The following is a 24,267-nucleotide window of genomic DNA, read 5'->3' as shown; positions in this document are numbered from 1 at the left end:
TCCCAGCGTTCATCGGTTAGCATAAGTCTTGGCATGGCTTGAGGTTATGGTTACTTTTGGCGAAGCAAATTATAACGTCTTGCCATGCTGTCTAAAAATCACTCTCGAAAGATCAACAGACCCTAGCTAGCTCAATTTTAGTAAAGTCGATTTTGTTCTCTTTTGGCGAGCGATCAATGGCACGAACAGTTTGCAATTGCGTCATCATGATGTAACCAAAACAGCTAAAGATCAGGCCCAGTGCGATGGCACCAACCCATTGAATTTGAAGAAAGTCTAATTGAAACAGTAATGTCAGACTGCAGAGCAAGACTAAGTTAAAACTGATATATTTAAGCTTGCCTAAACGCTCAATCGTCAGATTAAGATTGTCGGTATACAGGCGTACCAGTGAGTCGAGTGAGTTAATCACAAAGGTCACCCCTACAATCACCATCGCCAGATTATAGAAGCCCGAGGTATCTAAGCTATTGGCGCTGTAGTAATAAAGTACAGTGAACCAAATCGCGATGGGGATAGACGGAAACACCATCATGGCCAGCAGCACTTGGTAGGTTTTCATTCCGCCGACAAAACGCGAGGTAAATTGACCGATCATAATGCTCCACGCAAACCACCAGAACAGATAAAACTCATGGTAGTCGTTAATGGGTAACACAAAATGTTGAATATTGCCAAAGTAGTCACCCAACATGGCAAAGGCCGTAAAGAACTCGCCCACACTCGAGTCAGCCGATAAAAATGCACTGGCCCACATCATGGCAATCAAGCCTAAAAATAACCAAGTGCTGGCTAAGCTCAAAATACGCACATAACGTATGCTAGTGCTGGAATATACCGCCGCGGCAATCACCATAAATACGATTAAATAAAAGCTACCGACTATGGTTTCGCCATCACCTAATTCGGGTAAGTACCAGGGCAAATTGCTTAATAACAAATAGGCGGTAAAGGCACAGGTACCAATAATCACCACATTATTGATGAACTTGACCAAAGGAATGTCGAAGAACTTCACCCTAGGTTCAATCACACAAAAATAGAAGCAGGTTAAAAAGTAGAAACCCCAAATCAAGAAGGCCCAAAAGCCAAACTCAATCGCCAGCGGATTGGTAAAGCCGTATTCAGGACTCGCCGCCACATTGGCATAGCCGGCAAACTCGGTCAGCGGAAACATGATCAAGCCGACATCAAGGCCAGAGGTGAACAGAATCGCGATAAAGGTAAAAGTACGCACAGGCGTCACCCCGATACAGCGAATGTTACCCCAGCGATAAATCACAAACGCAATCGCGGCAAAAGTGAACAGTATCCCTGCGGATAATAACCAGGTCATAGGATGCACTCCGTCCCAGTCGATACTGGATATAAGTAGGCATGAGGATATGAATCCATAAAATGTAACTCCATGTTTTTATTTAATAATAAAAACTGAATCATTTTTAAAGGCAGCGCTCTGCCCTCAAGCCTTAAATATCGCTACTTAAAAACACTCCGCGATAGTTAAACCCTGATAGATGTTCAGTCGTGAAAGCGATCATTTGCACACTCACTGCGGGCTGACCGAGCCTTTAGATAAAATGAATCATGACCCTTATTTTGAGTAATCAATTAATGAGTTTTGAGTCATCAATTAATGAGTCACTTAAAATTGAAGCCGCCAGTCCATCGATAAGACGGACCGAGCAGGCATGTTGTGCACTTATGGCGTTAACTTGCGCCGTTAACTTATAGCAGTGCTTCTTTGTGTGGTTTGCCAAGTGTCGGCAACCACAACGGCACAGTCCGCCGGCGCTAACATCTCAGCCTCTAAAATCATATCCGCGGCGCGCTCGGCCAACATGATGGTCGGCGCGTTCAAATTGCCGTTCGGGATAGTCGGGAAAATAGAAGAATCCACCACTCGTAGATTCTGCAATCCGTGCACACGAGTTTCAGGATCCACTACGGCCATGGCATCCGTGCCCATCTTGCACGAGCAAGAAGGATGGTAAGCACTCTCAACCGATTGACGCACAAAGGCATCAATTTGCGCATCGGTTTGCACTTGTGTGCCGGGTTGAATTTCTTCACCGCGATACTCATCGAATGGCGCTTGATTGATGATCTCACGGGTTAAACGCACACAGGCTCTAAAGCCTTCAATATCATCGGGATGCTGTAAATAATTGAACTGAATTTTTGGCGGCGCTTTAGGATCTGCCGACACTAAGGTCACGGCACCACGGCTTTTAGGCTTGTTATGGCCCACATGCACCTGAAACCCATGACCCGCAAAGGCCTCTTTGCCATCGTAACGCATAGCCGCAGGTAAAAAGTGGTACTGTAAATCTGGCCATTCCAGACCCGCTTTTGAGCGAATAAAACCACAGGACTCGAAGTGATTCGTGGCCCCTAAACCGGATCTATCTAAAATCCACCGGGCACCGATTAAGAACTTGCTAAAAGGATCTAACTTGCCATTGAGTGAAATCGGTTTAAGGCATTTGAATTGGAAATAAAACTCTAAATGATCCTGTAAATTCTGACCAACACCGGGCAACTCATGTTGTAACTCGACCCCAGCATCGGCCAATACTTGGGGATCGCCAATGCCTGACAATTGCAACAAATGCGGCGAACCTATTGAGCCTGCAGCTAAAATCACTTCTTTATTACAACGAATATCTTCAACTTTGCCTTTGTGCTCAATGCGAACGCCAACGGCCGCTTGCCCTTCCAATAACACTTTATGCACTAAGGTATGGGTCAACACGGTAAGGTTACGTCTGGCCATCGCCGGACGTAAATAAGCATTAGCGGTAGACCAACGCACGCCTTTTTTGACCGTCATATGCATAGGGCCAAAACCTTCTTGCTGAGCCGCATTATAATCGGCGGTCGATAAATACCCCGCCGCAATGCCCGCATCCACAAAGGCTTGGTATAAAGGATTCTGCATCTGGTTACCGTTATTCACCCCTAACGGCCCTGACTCACCGCGATACTCATCACCACCAAAGGCCCAGGTTTCCGCCTTCTTAAAGTACGGTAAGCAGTGGCTATAATCCCAATCGGTCGCCCCTTGCGCCTGCCACTCATCAAAGTCCCTGGCATGACCACGGACATACACCATGCCGTTAATCGACGATGAACCGCCAAGCACTTTGCCCCGTGGGCAATGCATCTTGCGATCATCTAAATATGGTTCAGGCTGCGTCTCAAACTGCCAAGCATATTTAGGGCTGTTCATCGGAATGGATAACGCCGTCGGCATTTGAATAAAGATACTCTTATCGCTGCCACCGGTTTCTAATAACAGCACTTCGTTTTTAGGATCCTTAGACAAGCGATTGGCGAGCACACAACCCGCTGAGCCTGCGCCGACTATGATGTAGTTATAATATTTTTGCTGGAGTGAATGGGCCAAAATGCCTCCTTAAAATGGGCTTTCTAAGGGCTGTAGACCCACGTAAACGGCTTTAACTTGGGTGTAATGCTTGAGTGTCTCGCTACCGTTTTCACGGCCAATACCCGACAACTTATATCCACCTACTGGCATTTCGGCTGGCGATGCACCATAGGCATTGATCCAACAAATACCCGCTTGTAACTGATGAATAACCCGATGGGCACGGCTGATATCTTGGGTGAACACCCCAGCGGCTAAGCCCATGGCGGTATTGTTTGCCCGAGCAATTACTTCGGCTTCATCTTTAAAGGTGAGTACCGACATCACAGGGCCAAAAATTTCCTCTTTGCAGATACGCATCTCGTCGGTGCAATCGGTAAAAATGGTTGGGGCAACAAAGTAACCATTAGGCGCATTATCAGGCGTTAATGCTGTGCCACCGGTGAGTAGCGTTGCTCCGTCATCGATACCTTGCTGAATATAATCGAGTACTTTTTGTTGATGATCTTTGGAAATCAACGCGCCAAAGTTAGTCTCTGGCGCCATAGGATCGCCCACCACAATGTTGGCTTGGGTACGGGCGAGCAGTTTTTCGATAAAGCGTGAATAAACCGATTCATGAACAAACACTCGCGTCCCATTGGTGCAGACTTCACCTTGGGTGTAGAAGTTACCGAGCATGGCACCTGAAACCGCATTGTCGATATCGGCATCATCAAACACGATAAGCGGTGATTTACCGCCAAGTTCCATAGTGACGTCTTTTAATGAACTTGCTGCAGCGGCCATGACTTTTTTGCCAGTACCGACTTCACCAGTGAAAGACACTTTGGCAATATCCGCATGTCCCGTTAACCAAGCGCCAACCTTGCCATCGCCCATCACGACGTTAAATACGCCATCGGGCAAACCCGCCTCACTTAAGAGTTGCGCTAATTTCAGTGCGCCAAGCGGCGTTTCTTCCGAAGGTTTAAAAATCATCACATTGCCGCTGGCTAATGCAGGAGCGGCCTTCCAACAGGCGATTTGTAATGGGTAATTCCACGCGCCAATGCCAGCACAAATGCCTAAGGGCTCACGACGGGTGTAATAAAAATCTCCACCGACTTGCTGCTGTGCGCCTTCAAGCCCAGGGGCAATATGGGCGAAAAACTCAATGGCATCTGCGCCTGTGACCACATCAACCACTGAGGCTTCTTGCCAAGGTTTACCTGTGTCGCGCACTTCGATTGCTGCGAGCTCATCATTACGAGCGCGCAATAGCGCAACCGCGTTTAATAGAATACGACTGCGTTCGGTGGCACTCATGGCAGACCAAATCGCAAAGCCTTTTTTGGCGCTCTCGATGGCCGCTTGCTGAATTTTTTCATCGGCCACTTGCACTCGGTACGCCAATTGCCCAGTGGCAGGATTGACGACGTCGAAGATTTCGCCGCTATCGTTAGCGAGCAACTGACCCGCAATAAAGTTGTACTGTACTTCTACTGACATGTATTGACTCCATGCTGCTTTATCACATTGTGGATAAAGGTTTTGCATAATTTTTCGGCCTGAGCAAAATCCTGCTCAGGGGTTTCACTTAAGGCGCTACGTAACCAAAATCCATCGATCATCGCCGCCGTTTGCTCAGCAGCCATCAGGGCAAACTCTTTGGGCAACACGTGCCGAAAGGAAAAATGTAAGTTGCTGTATAGACGGCGACTATTGATATTCTGCAAACGGGCTAACTGGGGATCGTGGACGGCCTGTGCCCAAAAACTCAGCCAAGTGTGAGTGACATTTCTTGAGCGCTGTAACTCGGTAAAATTCGCTTCAACTATCATCATTAAGCGCTCTGTTGGCGCCAACACTTGTCCTTGGATTCGATTGAGCAACGCCTGCTTTAACTGCTCAAGTAAATGACGCAGCGTCGCTTGGAGCAAGCCCTGCTTACCACTGAAATAATGACTGATGATCCCCGACGACATCCCCGCCAACTGACTAATGCTGTTGATGGTCGTGTGCTGCAATCCATGCAAGGCAACCGATGCTAATGTCGCATCGATAAGCTGCTGTCTGCGTATCAATTTCATTGCGGCTTTAGGCATAAATACTCAAGGAATAACCACTCTCTTAATACTCTGAACGACGTTAACTGAACGTTCAATTAACAATTATAATAATGATTAGTGGTGTAACTATCAACCTAAAATAGCACAGTGACAAAGCTCACAAGTTAGTTATGTAAAAAAGAATTAATCTGTAAAAACAAGATAAACGTATAGATTTCTTTGACTTGCGGCCCTAACACAACCACATCAGTACGCATAAATTAATGTTAGATATCAAACTAATTAACTGGGGTTGATGCTACGAATGAGAGTATTAATGAGGTTTAACCTCTGTTAGATTTAACAATTGAGCCGTCAAATTTTAGCTAAAAAGTGGGATGAAAAGTGGAATAACAAGACCAGTAAAAACACACAAAAATGATGCCTCACCACGGGCGCTAAAACCCCAGAAAAACCATATCGTACGCCAACACTAATACCCGTCATAAAAGTCCGAAGTTTAGTTACCGAGTTCCAACTTTAGTAGGAAATTGCCCCCAGATAAGCGCCGAACTCGATCGAGCTCACACTTTCACTACCTCCAAATTGGTAGCTTGATCACCAGAAAAGAACACAACTTAATCTTTACAAGCAAATAGGTGAATTTTATGGCTGCTAAATTTTTTATTCCTTCTGTCAACGTATTAGGCCAAGGCGCAGTGGATGACGCTATCGGTGACATCAAAACCTTAGGCTTTAAACACGCACTCATAGTGACAGACAAACCCTTAGTCAAAATTGGCTTAGTCGGTGAAGTGGCCGAAAAACTCGGTCAAAATGGCATTACCTCCACCATCTATGATGGCGTACAACCTAACCCAACCGTGACGAACGTCGAAGCAGGTTTAGCTCTGTTAAAAGCTAACAAATGTGATTTTGTGATTTCACTCGGCGGCGGCTCACCCCATGATTGCGCCAAGGGTATCGCCCTTGTTGCCACCAACGGTGGCAGCATCAAAGACTACGAAGGGTTAGATCAATCTGCGAAACCACAGTTGCCGTTAGTGGCTATTAATACAACCGCAGGCACAGCCAGTGAAATGACGCGCTTCTGTATCATTACCGATGAAGCCCGCCACATTAAAATGGCGATTGTCGATAAGCACACCACGCCTTTGCTGTCGGTCAACGACCCTGAGTTAATGCTGAAAAAGCCTGCGAGCCTCACGGCCGCAACCGGTATGGATGCACTGACTCACGCGGTTGAAGCTTATGTGTCTATTGCTGCTAACCCGATCACCGACGCCTGTGCGATCAAGGCCATGGAATTGATTCAAGCTAACTTAGTCAACGCGGTTGAAAACGGTCAAGACATCAACGCCCGTGAACAAATGGCCTACGCCCAGTTCTTAGCGGGTATGGCGTTTAACAATGCCAGCTTAGGCTATGTGCATGCGATGGCGCACCAGTTAGGCGGTTTCTACGATCTGCCCCACGGCGTGTGTAACGCCCTGCTGCTGCCCCATGTACAGGAATACAACGCCCAGGTCGTCCCTGCTCGCTTAAAAGACATTGCCAAGGCTATGGGTGTGGATGTGTCTGCGATGACCGATGAGCAAGGTGCCAGTGCGGCGATAGCGGCAATCAAAAAGCTGTCTGTTGCGGTTAAGATCCCAGAAAACCTGACCTTGTTAGGCGTAAAAGCGGAAGATATTCCAACACTTGCGGATAACGCGTTAAAAGATGCCTGTGGATTTACCAATCCAAAACAAGCGACCCATGCGGAGATCTGCCAAATATTCACTAATGCGCTGTAATTTACACAACTCGTCATTTATATAAACGCGACGTCATCTCCAGTAAATTCGTTTAAGCCTTCAATAACATAAGTATTATTGAAGGCTTTTTATATTGCTAACCAAGATAAAGCACACTCAGCACCAACAAAAATACCAACAAAATTTAGCGATCCCACTCCTTATTGCTGACAAAACAGTCACAAACAAGCGAGTTAAGGGATAAATGCTCTGAACCTCAAATATTGTTCGCAAAAATGATATAAAAAACGTGATCTCTGTGGGTTACATATGATTTTAGATCCGATAAACTAAATCCAGTTCGCTTTTTCCCTGCAAAAGATGAAGCCAGCTGAGAGGCCCGTTCTAACGAATGGGCCTCTTTCCATTTTGCCTTTTGATCTCGCCTCTATTCAAAGCCCGCACACCTTACTCAATACTTTTATTGTGTTCACGCGTTAATCCCCACGACCAATCTATTGTTGCTTTATTAATCAGTAATTCAGTAAAAACGAAACTTCATCTCAAACTGGGATCTAGCACATAGTTATTAACATAAAACTCATGCTAAATAGCTCTATCACAAATGAAGTAAATGATTAATTTTTATGTAATAACAATACTGAACCATCAAAAAACATCAAAGGTAAATAGAGTTAATTAATGATTGACCGAATTCCAAAACGATGCCTATGATGACAACAATATCCCCCGAAAAGGTAGGTACGCTATGACTGCAATCACCCACGTATATAACTACACTGTTAGATGTCCACACTATAAAGATGCTGAAAATCCCGTAACTTGGTTAAATCATATTGAGATGAACCAATCCAGTGAGATCGCATTAAATCGTATAACTAAATGGCACGAGATCTCTGGTGATAAATCTTTCGAAACCCATAATTTTGTCGTTCGCAAGGCTGAAAATGAAGATGCCTATTTTTCAATGAAAAGCGACAGACTCAAAAATGATCGCCATGCACTAGCCACCTTTAAAATATTTTTAGACAATTGCTGTGACGATGCCGCTCCAGAAGAAATCATGCAGCACCTCATTGAAGACTACCAACAGCGTTTAGCTAAAATCGAATAATCTTTGCAGTATTATTTAGCGACCTGAGACGCCAGTGCCGATAACGCCACTGGCGTTTTTATTTGCCACTGTGAGCAACTCGGCTCGACATCAAGATTTCAAACTCGCCCTCATCAATATCAAGTCGCACAAATCAAACTCCTACGTCAAGCGAGATAATCAGTCTAATTATGTGATTAACGTAAAGATCTGTTAGGATCTGTTATATTATTGCGAGCCGTTATATTGCCCATGAATAGGGTTACAAACTGAAATTAAGGATTAACACCACAATGAACAAAGCGACGCTCATTATTATTCCTTTATTACTGGCTACCTCTGCCTGTGCGGATTTAAAGGATGCGGGTCGTGCCATCGGCACCACCACTAAAGAAGTCACTACAGAGATAGGCCATGCGACTCGAGATACCACCAAAGCCATAGGCCATGCCTCGCGAGATGCGGTGAAGTCGGTAAAAGAAGATTTAACTACAGACTAAGCCACAACCACTGTGCATTGTGTTTGCAAATAGTCACTCAGCACAGTGGCGCAAGGTCACAGTGCTTGATAACGGTAATGGCACCTGTCACTCTAAAGCTAACTTAAGCCGCATTCGCCCTAATACCATGTGGCACTGGTAATCCTTGGGCATTGACATGTACAAACACCATCTTATCAATACTGACCACTGGCGCTTGAGTCATTTTATTACGTACATGACAACTCACAGTAATTGAACTATGACCGAGACTAACCAGTGCTAACCCAAACTCAATCACATCACCTTGATGTGCTGGGGTCATAAAGTTAATCTCTGAAATCAATTTAGTCACATGGCTTGTACTCTTCATCTGACAGGCGGCAAAAATGGCGGCTTCCTCATCTATCCAACTAAGCAGTTGGCCGCCAAACAGGGTATTTGCTGGATTCAAATGTTCAGGTTTAACTAAACGACGACTGTAATATTTCATGGCGGTGACCTCAATGTGAATGCCAGCAATCAGCTTTAATACGCTATAACTTTCCACATTATTCAGAGCATTTTTCAGGCCATAATTAATAGCCATTAAATAACAATGCGATAGCAATAAGCTACTGTAAAATAATCTGATTACTGCACCAAGCCGCACCAGCGTTGCACCATATTAATCAGCGCGATGGTGAATGAATAAGCAAAAAAAATAGCGACTCATAGAGTCGCCAAGCTAAGGCAAGCAAAAACTTACTGGGTAGGAAGTTAAGTCACAAGAATTGACTTAAAAATCCGTGCTGAACATGTAGGTGAACGGCACGAAGATAACGGCTGCAAAGCAGCTAACACAGGTTTACAGGTAACACTCTTTCACTAACCCGAGATTAAAGTAACAAAGCCAGTAACTCATCACAGCCCGTCTTGTCCTTTACTTCGAGTTTTACCACCACGCCTCACCACAAGCATCTGGGTAAGGCGTAATCAAAGATGAAACACAATCACTATGGTTCATCCTCAATGCTCACAACTTAAAATTGCTCTTCTTCGGTAGAACCTGTCAGCGCGGTCACTGATGAATGGCCACCTTGAATAACCGTAGTCACTTGGTCGAAATAACCTGTGCCCACTTCCTGTTGATGCGCGACGAATGTGTAACCTTTACTCGCTGCAGCAAACTCAACCTCTTGAACCTTCTCAACATAATGTTTCATGCCTTCCCCACGAGCGTAGTCGTAGGCTAAATCGAACATGTTGTACCACATGTTGTGAATGCCGGCTAAAGTGATGAACTGGTACTTGTAGCCCATGTCAGACAAGGCTTGCTGGAAGCGCGCGATAGTAGCGTCGTCCAGATTTTTCTTCCAGTTGAACGAAGGCGAACAGTTATAAGCAAGTAGTTGATCTGGGTACTGAGCATGGATAGCCTCAGCAAAAACACGCGCTTCTTCAAGATCCGGTTTAGCGGTTTCACACCAAATCAAATCCGCATACGGGGCATAAGCAAGGCCACGAGAAATCGCTTGGTCAAGACCGGCTTTCACACGGTAGAAACCTTCGTTAGTACGCTCACCTGTCACAAAATCACGATCGTATGGGTCGCAATCTGAAGTTAACAAATCAGCCGCGTTAGCATCGGTACGGGCGATAACCAGTGTATCGACACCGCTCACGTCTGCCGCTAAACGTGCAGCAACCAGCTTTTGCACCGCTTCTTGGGTTGGCACTAATACTTTGCCGCCCATGTGACCACATTTCTTCACTGAAGCTAACTGATCTTCAAAGTGAACACCGGCAGCGCCCGCGTCGATCATCGACTTCATCAGTTCGAAGGCATTTAATACGCCGCCAAAACCCGCTTCTGCGTCAGCAATAATTGGCAGAAAGTAATCAACAAATTTTTCATCTTCTGGATTAACGCCATTGCCCCACTGAATTTGGTCAGCACGGCGGAATGAGTTATTGATGCGTGACACCACTGCTGGCACTGAGTTGGCTGGGTATAAAGATTGATCTGGGTACATAGTGCCGGCTAAGTTAGCATCGGCTGCCACTTGCCAACCTGAAAGGTAAATCGCTTCGATACCCGCTTTCGCCTGTTGTACCGCTTGACCACCCGTTAACGCACCCAGTGAATTCACATAGCCTTTTTTAGCGCCACCGTTAACCAATTCCCATAACTTAGCTGCACCGCGCTTAGCGATAGTATTCTCAGGCACGATTGAACCGCGAAGCGCAACCACTTCTTCTGCGGTATAAGGACGACGCACGTGTTTCCAACGTGGGTTTTCAGCCCAATCTCGCTTAATTGCATCAACTTGCTCCTGACGTGAAGTCTGGGTCGCTGCCTGATTTTTTACATAAGTCATAGTGTCGCTCCTTGGTCTTTAATGTTGTCGCAAGCATGAAACTACCTAGTGTCATACTGCTAAATAATGGGGTTGGCGAAAGGCCTACCACGGTTAAATCCTTTTTTATAAAACAGTTAAAGCAAAATTATTGGCGTTAAGCGGTCAGCATTTCATAACCGGGTAAGGTTAAAAAATCGACTAGCTCGTCGGAGGTAGTAATATCTTCAAGTAACACAGCAGCTTGAGTGAATTTTCCGTGGGTGAATCTGTCGCTACCGACTTCTTTTTTCACTGTCGACAGTTCTTCAACTAACATGTCTCTAAACAGTTGCTTGGTCACAAGCTTGCCATTTGAAAGTGACTTATCGTGCTGGATCCATTGCCAAATTGAGGCTCTAGAAATCTCTGCGGTAGCCGCATCTTCCATTAAACCGTAAATAGGAACGCAGCCATTGCCGCTAATCCAAGACTCTAAATACTGCAATGCGATACGAATATTTAGTCGCATGCCTTGTTCAGTACGCTCACCGTCACAGGTTTTCAGTAATTCGCTGGCAAGGATTGGTGCATCCACATCACGGGTGATATGCAATTGATTGCAATGATCTTGTCCTATGTACTCGTTGAAAATCCCCATTGCGGTATCGGCAAGACCAGGGTGTGCCACCCAAGTTCCATCGTGACCATTACGCGCTTCGAGCTCTTTATCCTTACGAACCCGTTGTAATACCGCTTCATTTTGAACAGGATCTTTCGTCGGAATAAAGGCCGCCATCCCACCCATCGCCAGGGCGCCGCGTTTGTGGCAGGTCTTAATCAATAATCTTGAATAAGCGCTTAAGAAAGGTGTATCCATAGTCACAGCTTGACGATCTGGCAGCACTCGGTCGCTGTGACGTTTTAATGTTTTGATATAACTAAAAATATAATCCCAGCGGCCACAATTTAGCGCGACGATGTTAGAACGCAGCTCATAAAGAATTTCGTCCATTTCAAATACCGCTGGTAGTGTCTCAATCAGGCAAGTGCACTTAATGGTTCCCGCTTGCAGACAAAACCTTTCCTCAACAAAAGCAAACACTTTTGCCCACCAGCGCGCTTCTATATGGCTTTCAAGCTTAGGAATATAAAAGTAGGGACCACTCCCCTTCGCCAGAAGTTGGCGATAGTTGTGGTAAAAATACAGTGCAAAATCGAATAGTGAGCCAGGAATCGCTTTGCCATTAAACTGCACGTGTTTTTCTTTAAGGTGCAGACCACGAACGCGGCAAATAAGTACTGCTGGGTTTGGGCCTAGTTTGTAATGTTTGCCAGTTTCTGGTGCTGTGTACTCAATATCGCCACGGACCGCATCACGTAAATTGATTTGGCCTTCGACGACTTTTTCCCAGCTCGGTGCTAAAGAATCTTCGAAATCAGCCATAAACACTTTGGCGTTGGCGTTGAGTGCGTTAATCACCATTTTACGCTCAACGGGGCCAGTAATTTCTACGCGGCGGTCGAGCAAGTCATCGGGAATACCGCGAATCTGCCACGCACCATCACGGATAGCACGGGTTTCAGGCAGAAAGTCAGGTAATGATCCTTTATCAATACGTGCTTGTTTCTCTTTACGCTTAGCCAGTAGCGTTGGTACTTCGCCTGCAAACTCTCGGCAAAGGGACTCAAGTAAGGCAACCGCTCCTTCTGTAAAAATAACGTCTTGCCCAGGGATTTCACGCCCCACAATATTAAGTGCGGAGTGTGTTGCAGCTTTATCCTGTATTGAATTCAATTGCTGCTCACTCAAAGTATGTTCCGTCATCTTAATGCCCTCCCATGAGGCTGAACTATTACAAGCTTAACTACAGGTTTACCGGTGCTATATAAAAAGCTGTCGTGTTTATCACTGCTGTTTATAAACCCACCAAAAAACCATCAAATGTTTGTTTCAAACTAAAACTTACCGATAAACGTTTGTATTTGCAACAGTCAAAATCGTCCTTAAATACGAATAAACTTAATCATAACCGTAATAAAATTGGTCTGACCAATCAACCAGCAAGCCATCAAGATATTGATAATAAAAACATAAAATCCATTAAGCATACCGAACACTTTAATTTATATGAAACTTGTCAGACAACTTTACCACTACCACCACAAAGTAATAACTTACGTAATTAAATAACTTAATGTAATACTTTCAATCCACCCATTTAATTCTATTAGACCTAAGTAGATAATATTGAGTGTTTTGAACTCCCCTATGGGTTAGTCAAGTAAGTTCATATAGATCATGTAGATAGGAAAGGTCGTACCACTGAATAATTTAAACGACCGTTTACATTTGACGTTTACGTAAACAGGATGTGCGGCGTTTTTAATATGAATGCTGCCTAGGGTTGCGTTTCTCGATCAACAAGGTGGGATGTGGTGGTTAACCCTAAAAATAAATTACTTTTTTCTAAAAAAATTGAAACAAATTTGAAATAATAACGAGGCAGCAGGAAATTCCGCATTTTTGCACAAAATCATGACTCATAGTAATTCTTGTAAGTCTTACCAAAAACCTCATTTCAAGATATTTGGCGATAGATAATCCGTTCAAACGATAAATAATGAAACATATGTTGCAATTCAAATGCAAATCATTATTATTCGCGACTAATTTAATTAGGGAAACCAAGATGAAACTATTTCCTTTATCGCTAACCGCACTCGCTTGTCTTTCTGTTTTATCTCATATGGCATATGCCGAATCGAATTCTGTTTCAGCAGATACTGAAGCTAATATTGAACGTATTACGGTTTATGGCAGACAAAACTCTGTTGTTAAAAACTCAGGACTTGCTACTAAATCCGATATGTCATTGATGGAAACCCCTGCAGCGGTTGTGATTGTTGATCAGGAACTGATCGAAGCCCAAGGCGCGACTCACCTTCAAGACTTGATCCGCAATATCAGCGGCGTCACTCAAGCAGGAAACAACTATGGTATTGGCGACAACTTAGTGATCCGTGGTTTAGGCGCTAATTACACCTATGACGGTATGTATGGTGGTGCAGGCTTAGGCAATACATTTAATCCAACACGATCTTTAACAAACGTTGAATCCGTTGAGGTATTAAAAGGCCCAGCAACTGGACTCTATGGTATGGGTAGCGCAGGTGGAGTGATTAACCTTATTGAAAAAAAGCCACAATTTGAGTCAAAACATAAATTTTCAGCTGAAGTGGGACAATGGGATACCTACTCCCTTGCATTAGATAGCACCGGTGGACTGAGCGACGATGTTGCCTACCGCTTAGTTGCAAAATCAGCCCGCAGTGATGGCTATCGCGATATCGGCACAGACAGAGACGAAATCTATGGTGCATTAAAATGGGTATTAAGTGATACCCAAGATTTAATGCTTTCAGGTGCTTACATTAAAGATGCTGTGGCTGTTGACTCTATCGGTCATCCAATCCGCATTTATAATGCAGATTCTGTTGGCGGTAAAAATGCAGAAGATGTGACTTGGCAAGATTTGATCAACGATCCTAACGGTAAAGGCATTCAGTTGACCGATGCGCAGCGTCAACAGCTTGCGGCCTCTTTATCAAATGGCGACGGTTTAACGCCCTATTCTTTTGGTGATGCGGGATTAATTTCACCAATGGCTAAGGATAATGAGGGCAAAGAGCTACGATTTAAACTGACCCATAATATTTACTTTAACGATAATTTATTCCTTAATCAGCAATTGCAATATCGCGACTATACCTCGGGATTCGCTCGCCAAACTGGCGCTTATAATTATGTCTATTGGAATAATAAAGGTGCTATCAATGCCGATCCCCGCGCACCTTTGGTTGAAAATGACGTGTTATATCCCTTTGCCGCCAGACGTCAGGAATATCGTAAACTTGATGCCGATGAGACTTCATGGCAGTACTTTGCCGATCTGCGTTATGACTTTCAGCTCGGCAGCATAGATAATGAATTATTGATCAATGCCAATTATGAAGATCGTAATATCCGTTTCAAACAATATTCTATTTATGATGCCGATCAAGTGCTTAAAGACAACTCAGGCAACATCACTTATCAGGGTAGTTTACCGTATATCTACGATATTCGTCGGCCTAATTGGGGCTCTGGCCGTTTTGAAGATTACGACCCACTCAAAACTGCTGACTATGATAAAAAAGTGAGTGCATGGGGTGTAGGCATACAGCATGTGGGATATCTTCCTTACGGCTTTACCACGCGAATTGGCGTAGCTTTTAATGAAATTAAACAAGCCTATGAGCATTTTGGCCTTGATCCCCGTTATAGCATCAGTCAATCCCAAGCAACACCAGAAGCCGATACAACTGACAACGGTATGACCTATAACCTTGGCTTAACCTATATGCCAATTGAGGATTTATCATTTTTTATCAACCACTCCAAAGGGCGTACCGCCTACAGTGTGTTAGATGCCGTAAAAGGTAGTGATGCGGATCGTGATGATTCTGAATCCATCAGCAACGACTTAGGTATGCGCTTTAAGGCATTTGAAGATCAATTATTAGGTTCGCTGGTGCTGTTTAAAAGTTCACGCACTAATGTGCCTTACGGTAATCCGGATTATACCAATGGTGTACTAACGCCTAATATCCCAATCTATTTCTATGATGGTAGCGAAGAGACTCAGGGGATTGAACTGGATCTCAATGCCCATTTAAATGATCAGTGGCGCGTTAATCTTAATGGCATGTACCAGGATGCAAGAGATAAACAGAATCCCAATGACAGAGCAAACTACGATAGCCGTCAAAAGGGGGTTCCCTATGTCACCGCTAGCGCTTGGGTAACCTATGGCGCTGATTGGTTTACCTTACCAAGCCCAGTAGAGCTGAGCCTAGGAGCTAAATTTGTTGATGATAGAAGCACACATTCAAGCTCTTTCGGTATACCAGACGGCTATGTACCTAACTACACAGTCCTTGACTCTGCACTGAGTTACAGCACTGATACTTGGAAGGTGCAACTCAATATTAATAACTTGTTTAATAAAGACTACTACAGCAAAGCCATGTTCCTCGGTGGAATGCCAGGTGAAGAACGTAACGTAAAACTACAGTACAGCTATACTTTCTAGCACCAAATAGAAAAGAAATGGTGATGTACTAACCCAATAAAAAGAGAGCATTAATGCTCTCTTTTTATATCGAATAATTAAACAACATCATCGAATTAAGTCACGTTTTCCTTATCGCCACGCATTAAGGATTCTAATTCCGCTTTACCTCTATTGGATAAATCAACTAAAGCGGCTAAGTCATGCTGATGAGCGACGCTTTCTATAAACAGTTTTTTATCATGATCAGCAAAAATCTTCACTCGCTCGCTGGCTTGAACTTGGGAGAGCCCTAAACCCTGCAGCACTTTTTCACTCGCACCGAGTGCAGAACCTAGCGTTTCACGAAATATGTCAGTCACCCCTAAACTCATCAAGCGATAGGCATGATTACGATCCCTTGCCCGTGCGATAATATTGACGTGCGGAAAATGCATTTTTACCTGCTGAGCTATTTCGATAGAATCCTCAACACTGTCAACAGCAAGTAGTAAAAGACGAGAACGCGCAATCCCCGCAGACATTAGCATATCTAAACGTCTGGCATCGCCAAAATAAACTTCACCACCGTATTTACGGATTACGTCCACATGGCTTGCATCTTTATCCAAAGCCACAAAAGGGATACCTGATGAGGCCAAAATACGACCGGTAATTTGGCCAACACGGCCAAAGCCCGCAATCACCACTTCAGATTCAGTCACATTAATAGTATCGGGCAAACGAGTATCCACCACCTTAGCTTTAGTGGCGCGAAATAAGGTAAAAAGCAGTGGAGTGATGGCCATAGATAAACCAATAGCAAGCACTAGTATTTGAGCGATTTTGTCACCGAGAATCCCCGATATCTGTGCTTGCGATAACAGTACAAATGCAAACTCGCCACCTTCAGCAAGAATAAGCCCGAGTGCAATACTCGGCCGCCACTTATGGTGCCTAATGCGGCCTAGCAACATCAATACAATAGTTTTAATCAGCAACATGCTAATTAAAATACCTAAGATGACAAATGGATCGGTTAAAAATAACCTCAAATCCATACTCATACCGACTGCCATAAAAAATAGCCCGAGCAATAACCCTTTAAAAGGCTCGATATCTGTTTCAAGTTGATGTCGATAACTAGAGTTCGCAAGCATAATACCCGCAAGAAAAGCTCCCATACCCGCAGAGAGCCCTAACCACTCCATTAACTCGGCGCTACCCATCACTAATAATAATGCAAAAGCCGTCAGCACTTCACGGACTCCGCTGCTTGCAACTAGCCTAAGCATTCTAGGTAATAAGTATTTGCCCACGAGTACAAAACCAATTAATGCGAGACTAGTCCAATACCAAGGCACGGTATGGTGCTCAATTTGAGCAGAGTTTGGCGCTAAATACGCTGTCAGTAGTAGCATGGGGATCACTGCAAGATCTTGCAGTAATAAAACACCAAAAGCATCACGCCCAAGTGGCGTAGTGAGTAACCTATGCTCATTCATCAGCTGCACCGCAAAAGCGGTCGATGATAAAGATAATGCCGCGCCCACGACTAAAGCAGCCTCTACAGACAAACCAAAGCCCCAAGCTAACCCACCAATTGCGGCCCATGACAATAATAACTGACCGCTACCTAAGCCAAAAATAGCACTGCGTAGTTCCCATAATTTACTTGGGTTCAACTCAAGCCCTAGCACAAACAGCATCAGCACTACACCTAACTCGGCAAAGTGTAATACCGCCGCGGGATCGGAAACCAATGCCATGCCACCTGGGCCTAAAATAATCCCTGCGGCAAGGTAAGAAAGAATAGGACCTGCGCCCAAACGTTTCCCTAAAGGAACAAAGATGACTGCTGCTAATAAAAACAGCAACACTGAGGTGAGCAAACTAGAGTGTTCCATGAAGGCTCCAACAGAAAAATAAAACGTATAATCTCATCAAATACCCCCGCTACCGCAAGTGTAATGTTCAACTATGGTACTCCATTTATTTATGAATAAGGCCAAGGTAATACAGTAAAATTATAATTTTTTTGGTATTAACAATGCTTAGGGATGAGAAAACACACGAAGGAAGTTTAAGGCGTAATAGCTAATAAGCCCTATTGATTATCGCCAGCAGCCTATAGCACTAGCGTAACCAACGCGATGTTATGAATTTAGGAATAACAGTAGATATGTAATTGGCCGTTAAATGGCCAGGACTTTTAGGATATTGACGTTGATGTCGCATAGCGCTGTAAATCTGTTGCCTGCTGATCGCACTTGAGCACCTCGGAATAGCGCACGACCGTGTTGCGTCCACAGGACTTAGCGGCATAGAGCGCCATATCAGCCCGATGAAATAGTGGATCGAGACTCAAATCATCAGCCATTAAACCACTCACGCCAAAACTCGCTGTAATAACAAATTTATGACCAGAGTGCTGCGTTTCTATCGCTTCGATACGGGCTCGACATTGCTCCGCCACTTCTATGCCTTTTTCTTCATTTGCGTAAGGCAACAGAATGGCAAACTCTTCACCACCAATACGGGCAAATACATCTCCATTACGAATATGGGATTTTAAAGAATCGGCGACCTTCTTTAGCACCCAATCGCCTGTACCATGGCCATAGGAGTCATTGATACGTTTAAATAAATCCAAATCAAATAAAATGACACAGAAATCCCCACCGCGGGCCGTAGCTTGCACAAAAAGGTTTTCCCCTAATTCCTGCCCAGCACCGCGATTCAAAATCCCCGTTAATGCATCCATTCTCGCCATACGCATAAACTTGCGTTTCTGCATCTGGCCTACCGCTAATAAAATCCCGAGGAAAAATAGCCCGCCCACTAGAATAGTGACAAACATCAGCATATTGGTATATTCGCGCTCTTTTACCGTTTGCTGAGCGACATACAGTTCACGTTCCTTATTTAATAAATTAATTTCACGTGACTGTTCATCAGCATTAAACTTTGCCGCCTGATACGCTAACATTTTCATTTTCGCTTCATCAAACATCAGCTGATTGTAATACTGCTCTTTTTTCGAATACACATAGGCTTGTTCAAACTGTTTATTCTCAGCATTTAAGCCAGCTAACACTTTAAAGACAATATGCTTTAAATCAGTATAACTAGGATCATCAGGTAATGACGTAACGAACTTGGCATGCTCGACCGCATCAGCAAATTGCTTGAGTGCAAAATACGCTTCGGTCAACAAAGAATGGACACTATTAATTTCTAGTTGAAAGTTAAAAGACTCGTACCCCTTTAAAGCACTCAAGAGCAAAGGGACTGAAGCAGAGTACTCCTGTAATCTTAACTTAGACTCTCCCATCCCTTTCAATGCAATAAACGAAATCAATGGGAAACCATTCGACTCACAAAAATCGTGCGTGTACTGGAATTCATCAAATGCCTTGTCATATATTTCAAGCTCTAACTGATAAACTGATAAATACAACTTTGCAGTACAAATATCTTTTACATTATCTGCTGAAGCAAGCGATTGTGCCTTAGCCGCGTAGGTTCCCACCTCTTCTTTTACGCCCATTGCAGAGTACAAACTGGCTAAACGTAGATATGCAGCACGTTTGATATCTATATTATCTATTCGATCTATTAACCCTAGGCTTTTGCTCATTACAACAAAAGCGTCTTTAAAGTTCCGTAGGGCTATGTACGCCGTTGCCTCATAGCTATAGGCCGAAAATAAATAATCGCTATTTTGAACTAAATTTTCAGATTGAATTAAATTATCTAGGGCTTCTTGATATTGACCTGAATAAATAAATGAAGTCCCTTTAAATACCAATAAGCGCCCTTGTTGAAAACGCGTCATATGCTCGAAATCAGCTTCAAGCTCATGGAGCTTAGTGATTGCACTTTGCATATCGGTATGTTGTAGCTGCTCCAGATCAGCTAATACCTCATCAAAATTGATAGTTGCAGCAATTAAGGGCATACAATATATGCCCGAAAATAACCACAAAAAAGCGCACAGGAGTTTCAATTACTCACCATTACCATGGGAAATAACTAAGTAGGCTTTACAATCATCATCCCCACTCAAGCTTTTCAGTTTTTCCATGTCTCCCGACATGATGGCTGCAATTTCTTCATCACTTAACCCATGGGCGCGCATTACGGCCTCAGGATCCTGTTGATACGCTTGCATCAACTGTGCATCTTGGCCTAACTGAGTAAAAAAATCGGATAATGCAGACATACTTTTTCCTTATTTTAATAATGACTTCCGAATTCAACTCAGAAGTACGGCACTCGCAATTAGCCTAATTCTTCAGGTCTAATGCCTAATTTGGTTAAAATAGCATAGTTGTATTCGAGTTTTTTTGCTGGCGGGATCAGCAAAGTACTGATGGGAGACAAGTTTGCCTCGGGCAGCCTACTCAACGACAAATACTCAATTCTAGGAGCTTGAATCGGTAAATTAGCAGCCTCGTAGATCACCACTTGATGATCCCATGGATACCATTGATACAGTTGTTCAACCAAAATCTGTAGCCTATCACTCGTAGTATGAAACTGAGTTAAGGTATGTTCGCCAGCAATAGCAATTTGCCATAACAACAAATGAGTTGTCGGATCGGGAACATGATTAAAGAACATAAACTGGCTGGCTTCAAAACTTTGGTGTCCTGAATTACCAGGGTCTATATCTAAATCTGCCCATAAACACGCCTCTGCCGATATCCCAGGCTCCATCTTTGCAGCAAACCCCTCTGCCCTCGCAAGCTTAATCGCTAAGTGGGACACGCAAGCAAACACACCGGGGTGACCATAAAGCGCACACACTGTTTTTTTTCCGGCTCTCACAGCGTCCAAAATTGCACTCACCATTTGCTCATAGGTCTCACGGCGATTTTTCACTTCGCCATCTTGAGCATAAAACGGCTGCAAATTGATGACATTAGGATTAATTTTCTGGATCCAACGCTGCGAAAAACCATCGGGCAGGAGTGAAAACACGACATCGGCGTGCTCAATATAACTGCGGCTCATCACACTGATCTGTCCGGCCAGCTGTAAACCCGTGCCTACGCAAACTAAAGACCCCAAAGCATCTATCCCAATATTTTATTTCAAACACTGCGAACTCATAACTAAAGCCACAGCAAAAGAACATAATAAAAACATATCGGTAACTTTAATCTGATTTAAGCAAGATTACTATGGTTATCGCCACATAAACAGTTTATCGACTTACTGACTAATTGCTTGGCTTTAAAGAAGAAATCTGGCTCCCATTTCCTTTGTCCAATCCAGTCAGCAATAAACCAGTACGGTTTAGAAGCTGAAAAATCCCACCCACAGCTGCCAAGTGACTTCCAGTAATAAATATCCTGAAAGATAGAGAACTAAAGCCAACATCACGGGTCGAAAAGTCACACAATTCTATCTATGACAGCAGCAAAGCCCGATTGCCCTTGTCATGAGGGGGAATGCTTGGGTATTATGGCCGCCAGATTTTCAGAAGTAGCGCATACAATGATCAATAAAAAGCAAAGTCTTACCCTGCTGAGCGCTGTGGCGCTCTCTGTTTCGCTCAGTGCCTGTAGCGTGTTTGATTGGTTGATTTATAAGCCTGATATTCCACAAGGTAACTACATGGAACCGCAACAAGTTGAAAAGTTGCGCATTGATATGACTAAGGAACAGGCCGAATACATCCTTGGGCGCCCTGTATTACGGGATAGTTTTGCCAACGATACTTGGTATTACGTGTATCACTATAAAAGCGGCCGTGATGCGAGTATTGTCCACAAAGAGCTTATTTTGCACTTTACGGGTGACAAACTCACTGCAGTGAAAGGCGATTATGAGCTAAGTAAAGAATTTAATACGCCACTAGAGCAAAGTAGCTTACCCTCAGGTAACAAAACGGAGTTAGTACCGCTTATCCCAGTACAGCGCCCTGATGAAAAACCATTAGTTAAAGAAAATGAAGCTGAAGCACAAGTTAAAAAACCAATAAAGTAGTATCCAAGGTTTTGCCAACAGCTTAATTGAACATGCCGTATAAAAGCACCTAACAATACATGCTATTCAGCTAAGTTGGGTGTCTTGCAGCTAACATTTTTTATAGTAAAGAACCCTGCCATGGCAGGGTTCTTTACTATTAGATAGCGCAATAAATCAAAGCACTTACGTAAACCACATTAATACCAATCGTATTAAATATCTGTTCATTCAGCTGGCGTTCAAAGCGCTTTAGACAAGGCGAAGGCTTGAAGGCATAGTGGTGCTCTGTCGAAAGCCTTAAACGCAGTATAAAGCGCGTTGCCATGCAGTTAAATCAGCCGCCCTTTGGGAGCATCACAGGCATCTCACTCCCGTGTTGCATTGACTTAAAAGGCAATAACCATTTCTGCGTCAATGCGCCTCGGATTGAAATACATGTGAGGCTCTGAACTGATTAGATATTTAATGTGATAGGTATAATACACAGCGTTGCTTTCTAAGCCATAACGCCAATACTTATGCTCGTCCGCCCGTCACTTTATTTGCCCGACCTTCATCCTTCGCTTTATCAGCACGACGACGACGTACATCTTTAGGATCGGCAATCAGAGGACGATAAATCTCAACTCTTTGCCCCGGTAAAATCACTTGGTCATGTTTAACAACATTGCTAAACACACCTAGTTTAACAGTATCCAAATCAATCTCAGGGAAAAAGCTCACAATATTACTTAAACGCACCACCTCTATCGCTGAGATACCGGGAGTGACATGCACAGGAATCACTTTTTGCTGTGTGGGCAATGCATAAACAACGTCGACCACAAACTTATCTGTTTCATTTGTCATTATAAATCACCTTAGCTCGACTCGTAAAAGCCGTTACCATTGACATCATAAGATCATTAAACACTCTGCCAAAAGCCATATCTGCTAACGAATTTGAAAACTCAAAACTCAACTCAAACTCTACTTTGCAGGCATCTTCAGTTAGCTCGGTAAAACGCCACTGCCCCAATAAATGCTTAAAGGGTCCATTTTCTAACGTTAAATCGATACGCTTACCGGGAATGACCTGATTACGGGTTGTAAATGTCTTACGGATCCCTGCTTTGCTCACATCCACAGATGCCAGCATAGTCTGGCCATCAAATTCGAGAACCTTCCCCCCTACGCACCCAGGTAAAAAGTCTTTATATGATTCAACATCGTTAACTAAGTTATACATTTGCATCGCACTAAAACGGACTAACACACTTCGAGAAATTTGCGGCATAGGACCTAGTACTCTTTACTAACGTATTCACGCAACCTCAACAAACTCAAAATGCACTAAAAAAATCATATGCATAAAGAATATTTTAAGGAAACAATCGAAATTTGTTCAGATTTTATCACGATACACAAAAAACGCACCCCTTGCACGGCGCCGCGCGGTTAACTCAATAACGATATCGCGTTTAAAAAAGTAGCAATAACATCACAGGGACTTGAAATTAACTAAATAAACCCTTATATCAATATCAAATTTATTCACCGTGCGTATAATGGCGACACTATGGTAAAGAAAAAATCAAGCAAAGCAGCGCCTGCGGCTATCGCACGTAATAAGCGCGCAACCTTCGAATACCGTTTCGAAGAAAAAATGGAAGCTGGACTATCTCTTATGGGATGGGAAGTTAAATCTATTCGTATGGGCAAGGTAAACCTGTCAGACTGCTATATATTTTTGAAAAATGGTGAAGCCTTCATGCATGGCTGCACTATTATTCCATTGAATACAGCATCGACACATGTAATCTGCGACCCTTTACGTCTTAAGAAACTACTGCTCAACCGTAAAGAACTCGATAAACTATCAGGCTTAGTTGAGCGTCAAGGCTACTCCATCATTCCTATTTCAATGTACTGGCGTAAAGGTGCATGGGTGAAAGTGGAAATTGGTCTTGGTAAAGGTAAAAAAGATCACGATAAGCGCGAAGATACTAAAGCGCGTGAATGGGAAGTAGAAAAAGCCCGCGTGATGAAAAAAGAGAAAACGCACGGATAATGAACAAACGATTGAACTTGAAGTAAATGATGCTAGGTGATCATTAGGCTACGGGT

General features: G+C 43.7%; 19 protein-coding genes. 6 read left to right on the top strand and 13 right to left on the bottom strand.

Translation table 11 applies throughout. The features are described from left to right. Positions 1 to 112: 112 nt before the first annotated feature. The 4 genes from ACRN9H_RS13350 to betI form a co-directional block, all read right to left on the bottom strand. The gene (locus ACRN9H_RS13350; protein WP_432314351.1) at positions 113 to 1,336 is read right to left on the bottom strand and encodes a BCCT family transporter; all 1,224 of its coding nucleotides are present in this window, start codon (positions 1,334 to 1,336) and stop codon (positions 113 to 115) included. 387 nt (positions 1,337 to 1,723) lie between these two features. After that, positions 1,724 to 3,409 carry a choline dehydrogenase gene (gene betA, locus ACRN9H_RS13345; protein WP_432314349.1) on the bottom strand — a complete coding sequence of 562 codons (1,686 nt, stop codon included), beginning with the start codon at positions 3,407 to 3,409 and terminating at the stop codon, positions 1,724 to 1,726. Between the two features lie 9 nt (positions 3,410 to 3,418). Continuing rightward, positions 3,419 to 4,882, bottom strand: coding sequence for a betaine-aldehyde dehydrogenase (gene betB, locus ACRN9H_RS13340; protein WP_432314347.1), 1,464 nt, complete (start codon positions 4,880 to 4,882; stop codon positions 3,419 to 3,421). Then, positions 4,873 to 5,478, bottom strand: a complete 606-nt coding sequence (betI, locus tag ACRN9H_RS13335) for a transcriptional regulator BetI (RefSeq protein ID WP_432314345.1) — start codon at positions 5,476 to 5,478, stop codon at positions 4,873 to 4,875. Before betI ends, betB begins: the two co-directional genes overlap by 10 nt. A 611-nt stretch (positions 5,479 to 6,089) precedes the next feature. Here betI and yiaY point away from each other — a divergent pair. From yiaY to ACRN9H_RS13320, 3 genes are all read left to right on the top strand, one after another. Further along, a complete protein-coding gene (gene yiaY, locus ACRN9H_RS13330) occupies positions 6,090 to 7,238 on the top strand; it encodes an L-threonine dehydrogenase (RefSeq protein WP_028760717.1) in 1,149 nt (382 codons plus the stop codon). Between the two features lie 709 nt (positions 7,239 to 7,947). Next, positions 7,948 to 8,313, top strand: a complete 366-nt coding sequence (locus ACRN9H_RS13325) for a cytoplasmic protein (protein WP_220774089.1) — start codon at positions 7,948 to 7,950, stop codon at positions 8,311 to 8,313. Positions 8,314 to 8,585: 272 nt separating this feature from the next. Further along, positions 8,586 to 8,792 (top strand): hypothetical protein, encoded by a 207-nt coding sequence (locus ACRN9H_RS13320; protein ID WP_076496890.1) that lies wholly within the window; start codon positions 8,586 to 8,588, stop codon positions 8,790 to 8,792. Between the two features lie 103 nt (positions 8,793 to 8,895). On the opposite strand, the gene ACRN9H_RS13315 is transcribed toward ACRN9H_RS13320, so the two are convergent. The 3 genes from ACRN9H_RS13315 to aceB form a co-directional block, all read right to left on the bottom strand. Continuing rightward, positions 8,896 to 9,264: an acyl-CoA thioesterase gene (locus tag ACRN9H_RS13315; RefSeq protein WP_432314355.1), complete on the bottom strand. Its 369-nt coding sequence runs from the start codon at positions 9,262 to 9,264 to the stop codon at positions 8,896 to 8,898. 529 nt (positions 9,265 to 9,793) lie between these two features. Further along, positions 9,794 to 11,131 (bottom strand): isocitrate lyase, encoded by a 1,338-nt coding sequence (aceA, locus tag ACRN9H_RS13310; protein WP_432314344.1) that lies wholly within the window; start codon positions 11,129 to 11,131, stop codon positions 9,794 to 9,796. Positions 11,132 to 11,267: 136 nt separating this feature from the next. Beyond that, positions 11,268 to 12,917, bottom strand: a complete 1,650-nt coding sequence (aceB, locus tag ACRN9H_RS13305; RefSeq protein ID WP_432314342.1) for a malate synthase A — start codon at positions 12,915 to 12,917, stop codon at positions 11,268 to 11,270. 865 nt (positions 12,918 to 13,782) lie between these two features. On the opposite strand from aceB, the gene ACRN9H_RS13300 reads away from it, so the two are divergent. Next, positions 13,783 to 16,224: a TonB-dependent receptor gene (locus ACRN9H_RS13300; protein ID WP_432314340.1), complete on the top strand. Its 2,442-nt coding sequence runs from the start codon at positions 13,783 to 13,785 to the stop codon at positions 16,222 to 16,224. 95 nt (positions 16,225 to 16,319) lie between these two features. Here the strand turns inward: ACRN9H_RS13300 and ACRN9H_RS13295 are convergent, their stop codons facing one another. From ACRN9H_RS13295 to ACRN9H_RS13280, 4 genes are all read right to left on the bottom strand, one after another. Then, positions 16,320 to 18,089 carry a monovalent cation:proton antiporter-2 (CPA2) family protein gene (locus ACRN9H_RS13295; protein ID WP_432314338.1) on the bottom strand — a complete coding sequence of 590 codons (1,770 nt, stop codon included), beginning with the start codon at positions 18,087 to 18,089 and terminating at the stop codon, positions 16,320 to 16,322. 305 nt (positions 18,090 to 18,394) lie between these two features. Then, the gene (locus tag ACRN9H_RS13290; RefSeq protein ID WP_432314336.1) at positions 18,395 to 20,143 is read right to left on the bottom strand and encodes a GGDEF domain-containing protein; all 1,749 of its coding nucleotides are present in this window, start codon (positions 20,141 to 20,143) and stop codon (positions 18,395 to 18,397) included. Between the two features lie 48 nt (positions 20,144 to 20,191). Further along, positions 20,192 to 20,407, bottom strand: coding sequence for a hypothetical protein (locus tag ACRN9H_RS13285; RefSeq protein WP_432314334.1), 216 nt, complete (start codon positions 20,405 to 20,407; stop codon positions 20,192 to 20,194). A gap of 59 nt (positions 20,408 to 20,466) precedes the next feature. Beyond that, positions 20,467 to 21,258, bottom strand: coding sequence for an SAM-dependent methyltransferase (locus ACRN9H_RS13280; RefSeq protein WP_432314332.1), 792 nt, complete (start codon positions 21,256 to 21,258; stop codon positions 20,467 to 20,469). A gap of 396 nt (positions 21,259 to 21,654) precedes the next feature. On the opposite strand from ACRN9H_RS13280, the gene ACRN9H_RS13275 reads away from it, so the two are divergent. Beyond that, positions 21,655 to 22,179 (top strand): outer membrane protein assembly factor BamE, encoded by a 525-nt coding sequence (locus ACRN9H_RS13275; RefSeq protein ID WP_432314331.1) that lies wholly within the window; start codon positions 21,655 to 21,657, stop codon positions 22,177 to 22,179. A 498-nt stretch (positions 22,180 to 22,677) separates the two neighbouring features. Here ACRN9H_RS13275 and ACRN9H_RS13270 read toward each other — a convergent pair whose 3' ends face one another. Further along, complete coding sequence (locus ACRN9H_RS13270) at positions 22,678 to 23,010, bottom strand: RnfH family protein (RefSeq protein ID WP_432314329.1); 333 nt, start codon at positions 23,008 to 23,010, stop codon at positions 22,678 to 22,680. Further along, positions 23,000 to 23,437 (bottom strand): SRPBCC family protein, encoded by a 438-nt coding sequence (locus ACRN9H_RS13265; RefSeq protein ID WP_220773707.1) that lies wholly within the window; start codon positions 23,435 to 23,437, stop codon positions 23,000 to 23,002. Before ACRN9H_RS13265 ends, ACRN9H_RS13270 begins: the two co-directional genes overlap by 11 nt. Before the next feature lie 282 nt (positions 23,438 to 23,719). Here ACRN9H_RS13265 and smpB point away from each other — a divergent pair, with 282 nt between their 5' ends. Next, on the top strand, positions 23,720 to 24,211 hold the full coding sequence (smpB, locus tag ACRN9H_RS13260; protein ID WP_432314327.1) for an SsrA-binding protein SmpB: 492 nt from the start codon (positions 23,720 to 23,722) through the stop codon (positions 24,209 to 24,211). Positions 24,212 to 24,267 lie beyond the last annotated feature (56 nt).

This window comes from Shewanella sp. MF08487, assembly GCF_050848685.1.
In the GTDB taxonomy this organism is placed as follows: domain Bacteria; phylum Pseudomonadota; class Gammaproteobacteria; order Enterobacterales; family Shewanellaceae; genus Shewanella; species Shewanella glacialipiscicola.
This window is presented reverse-complemented; position numbering and strand designations above follow the sequence as displayed.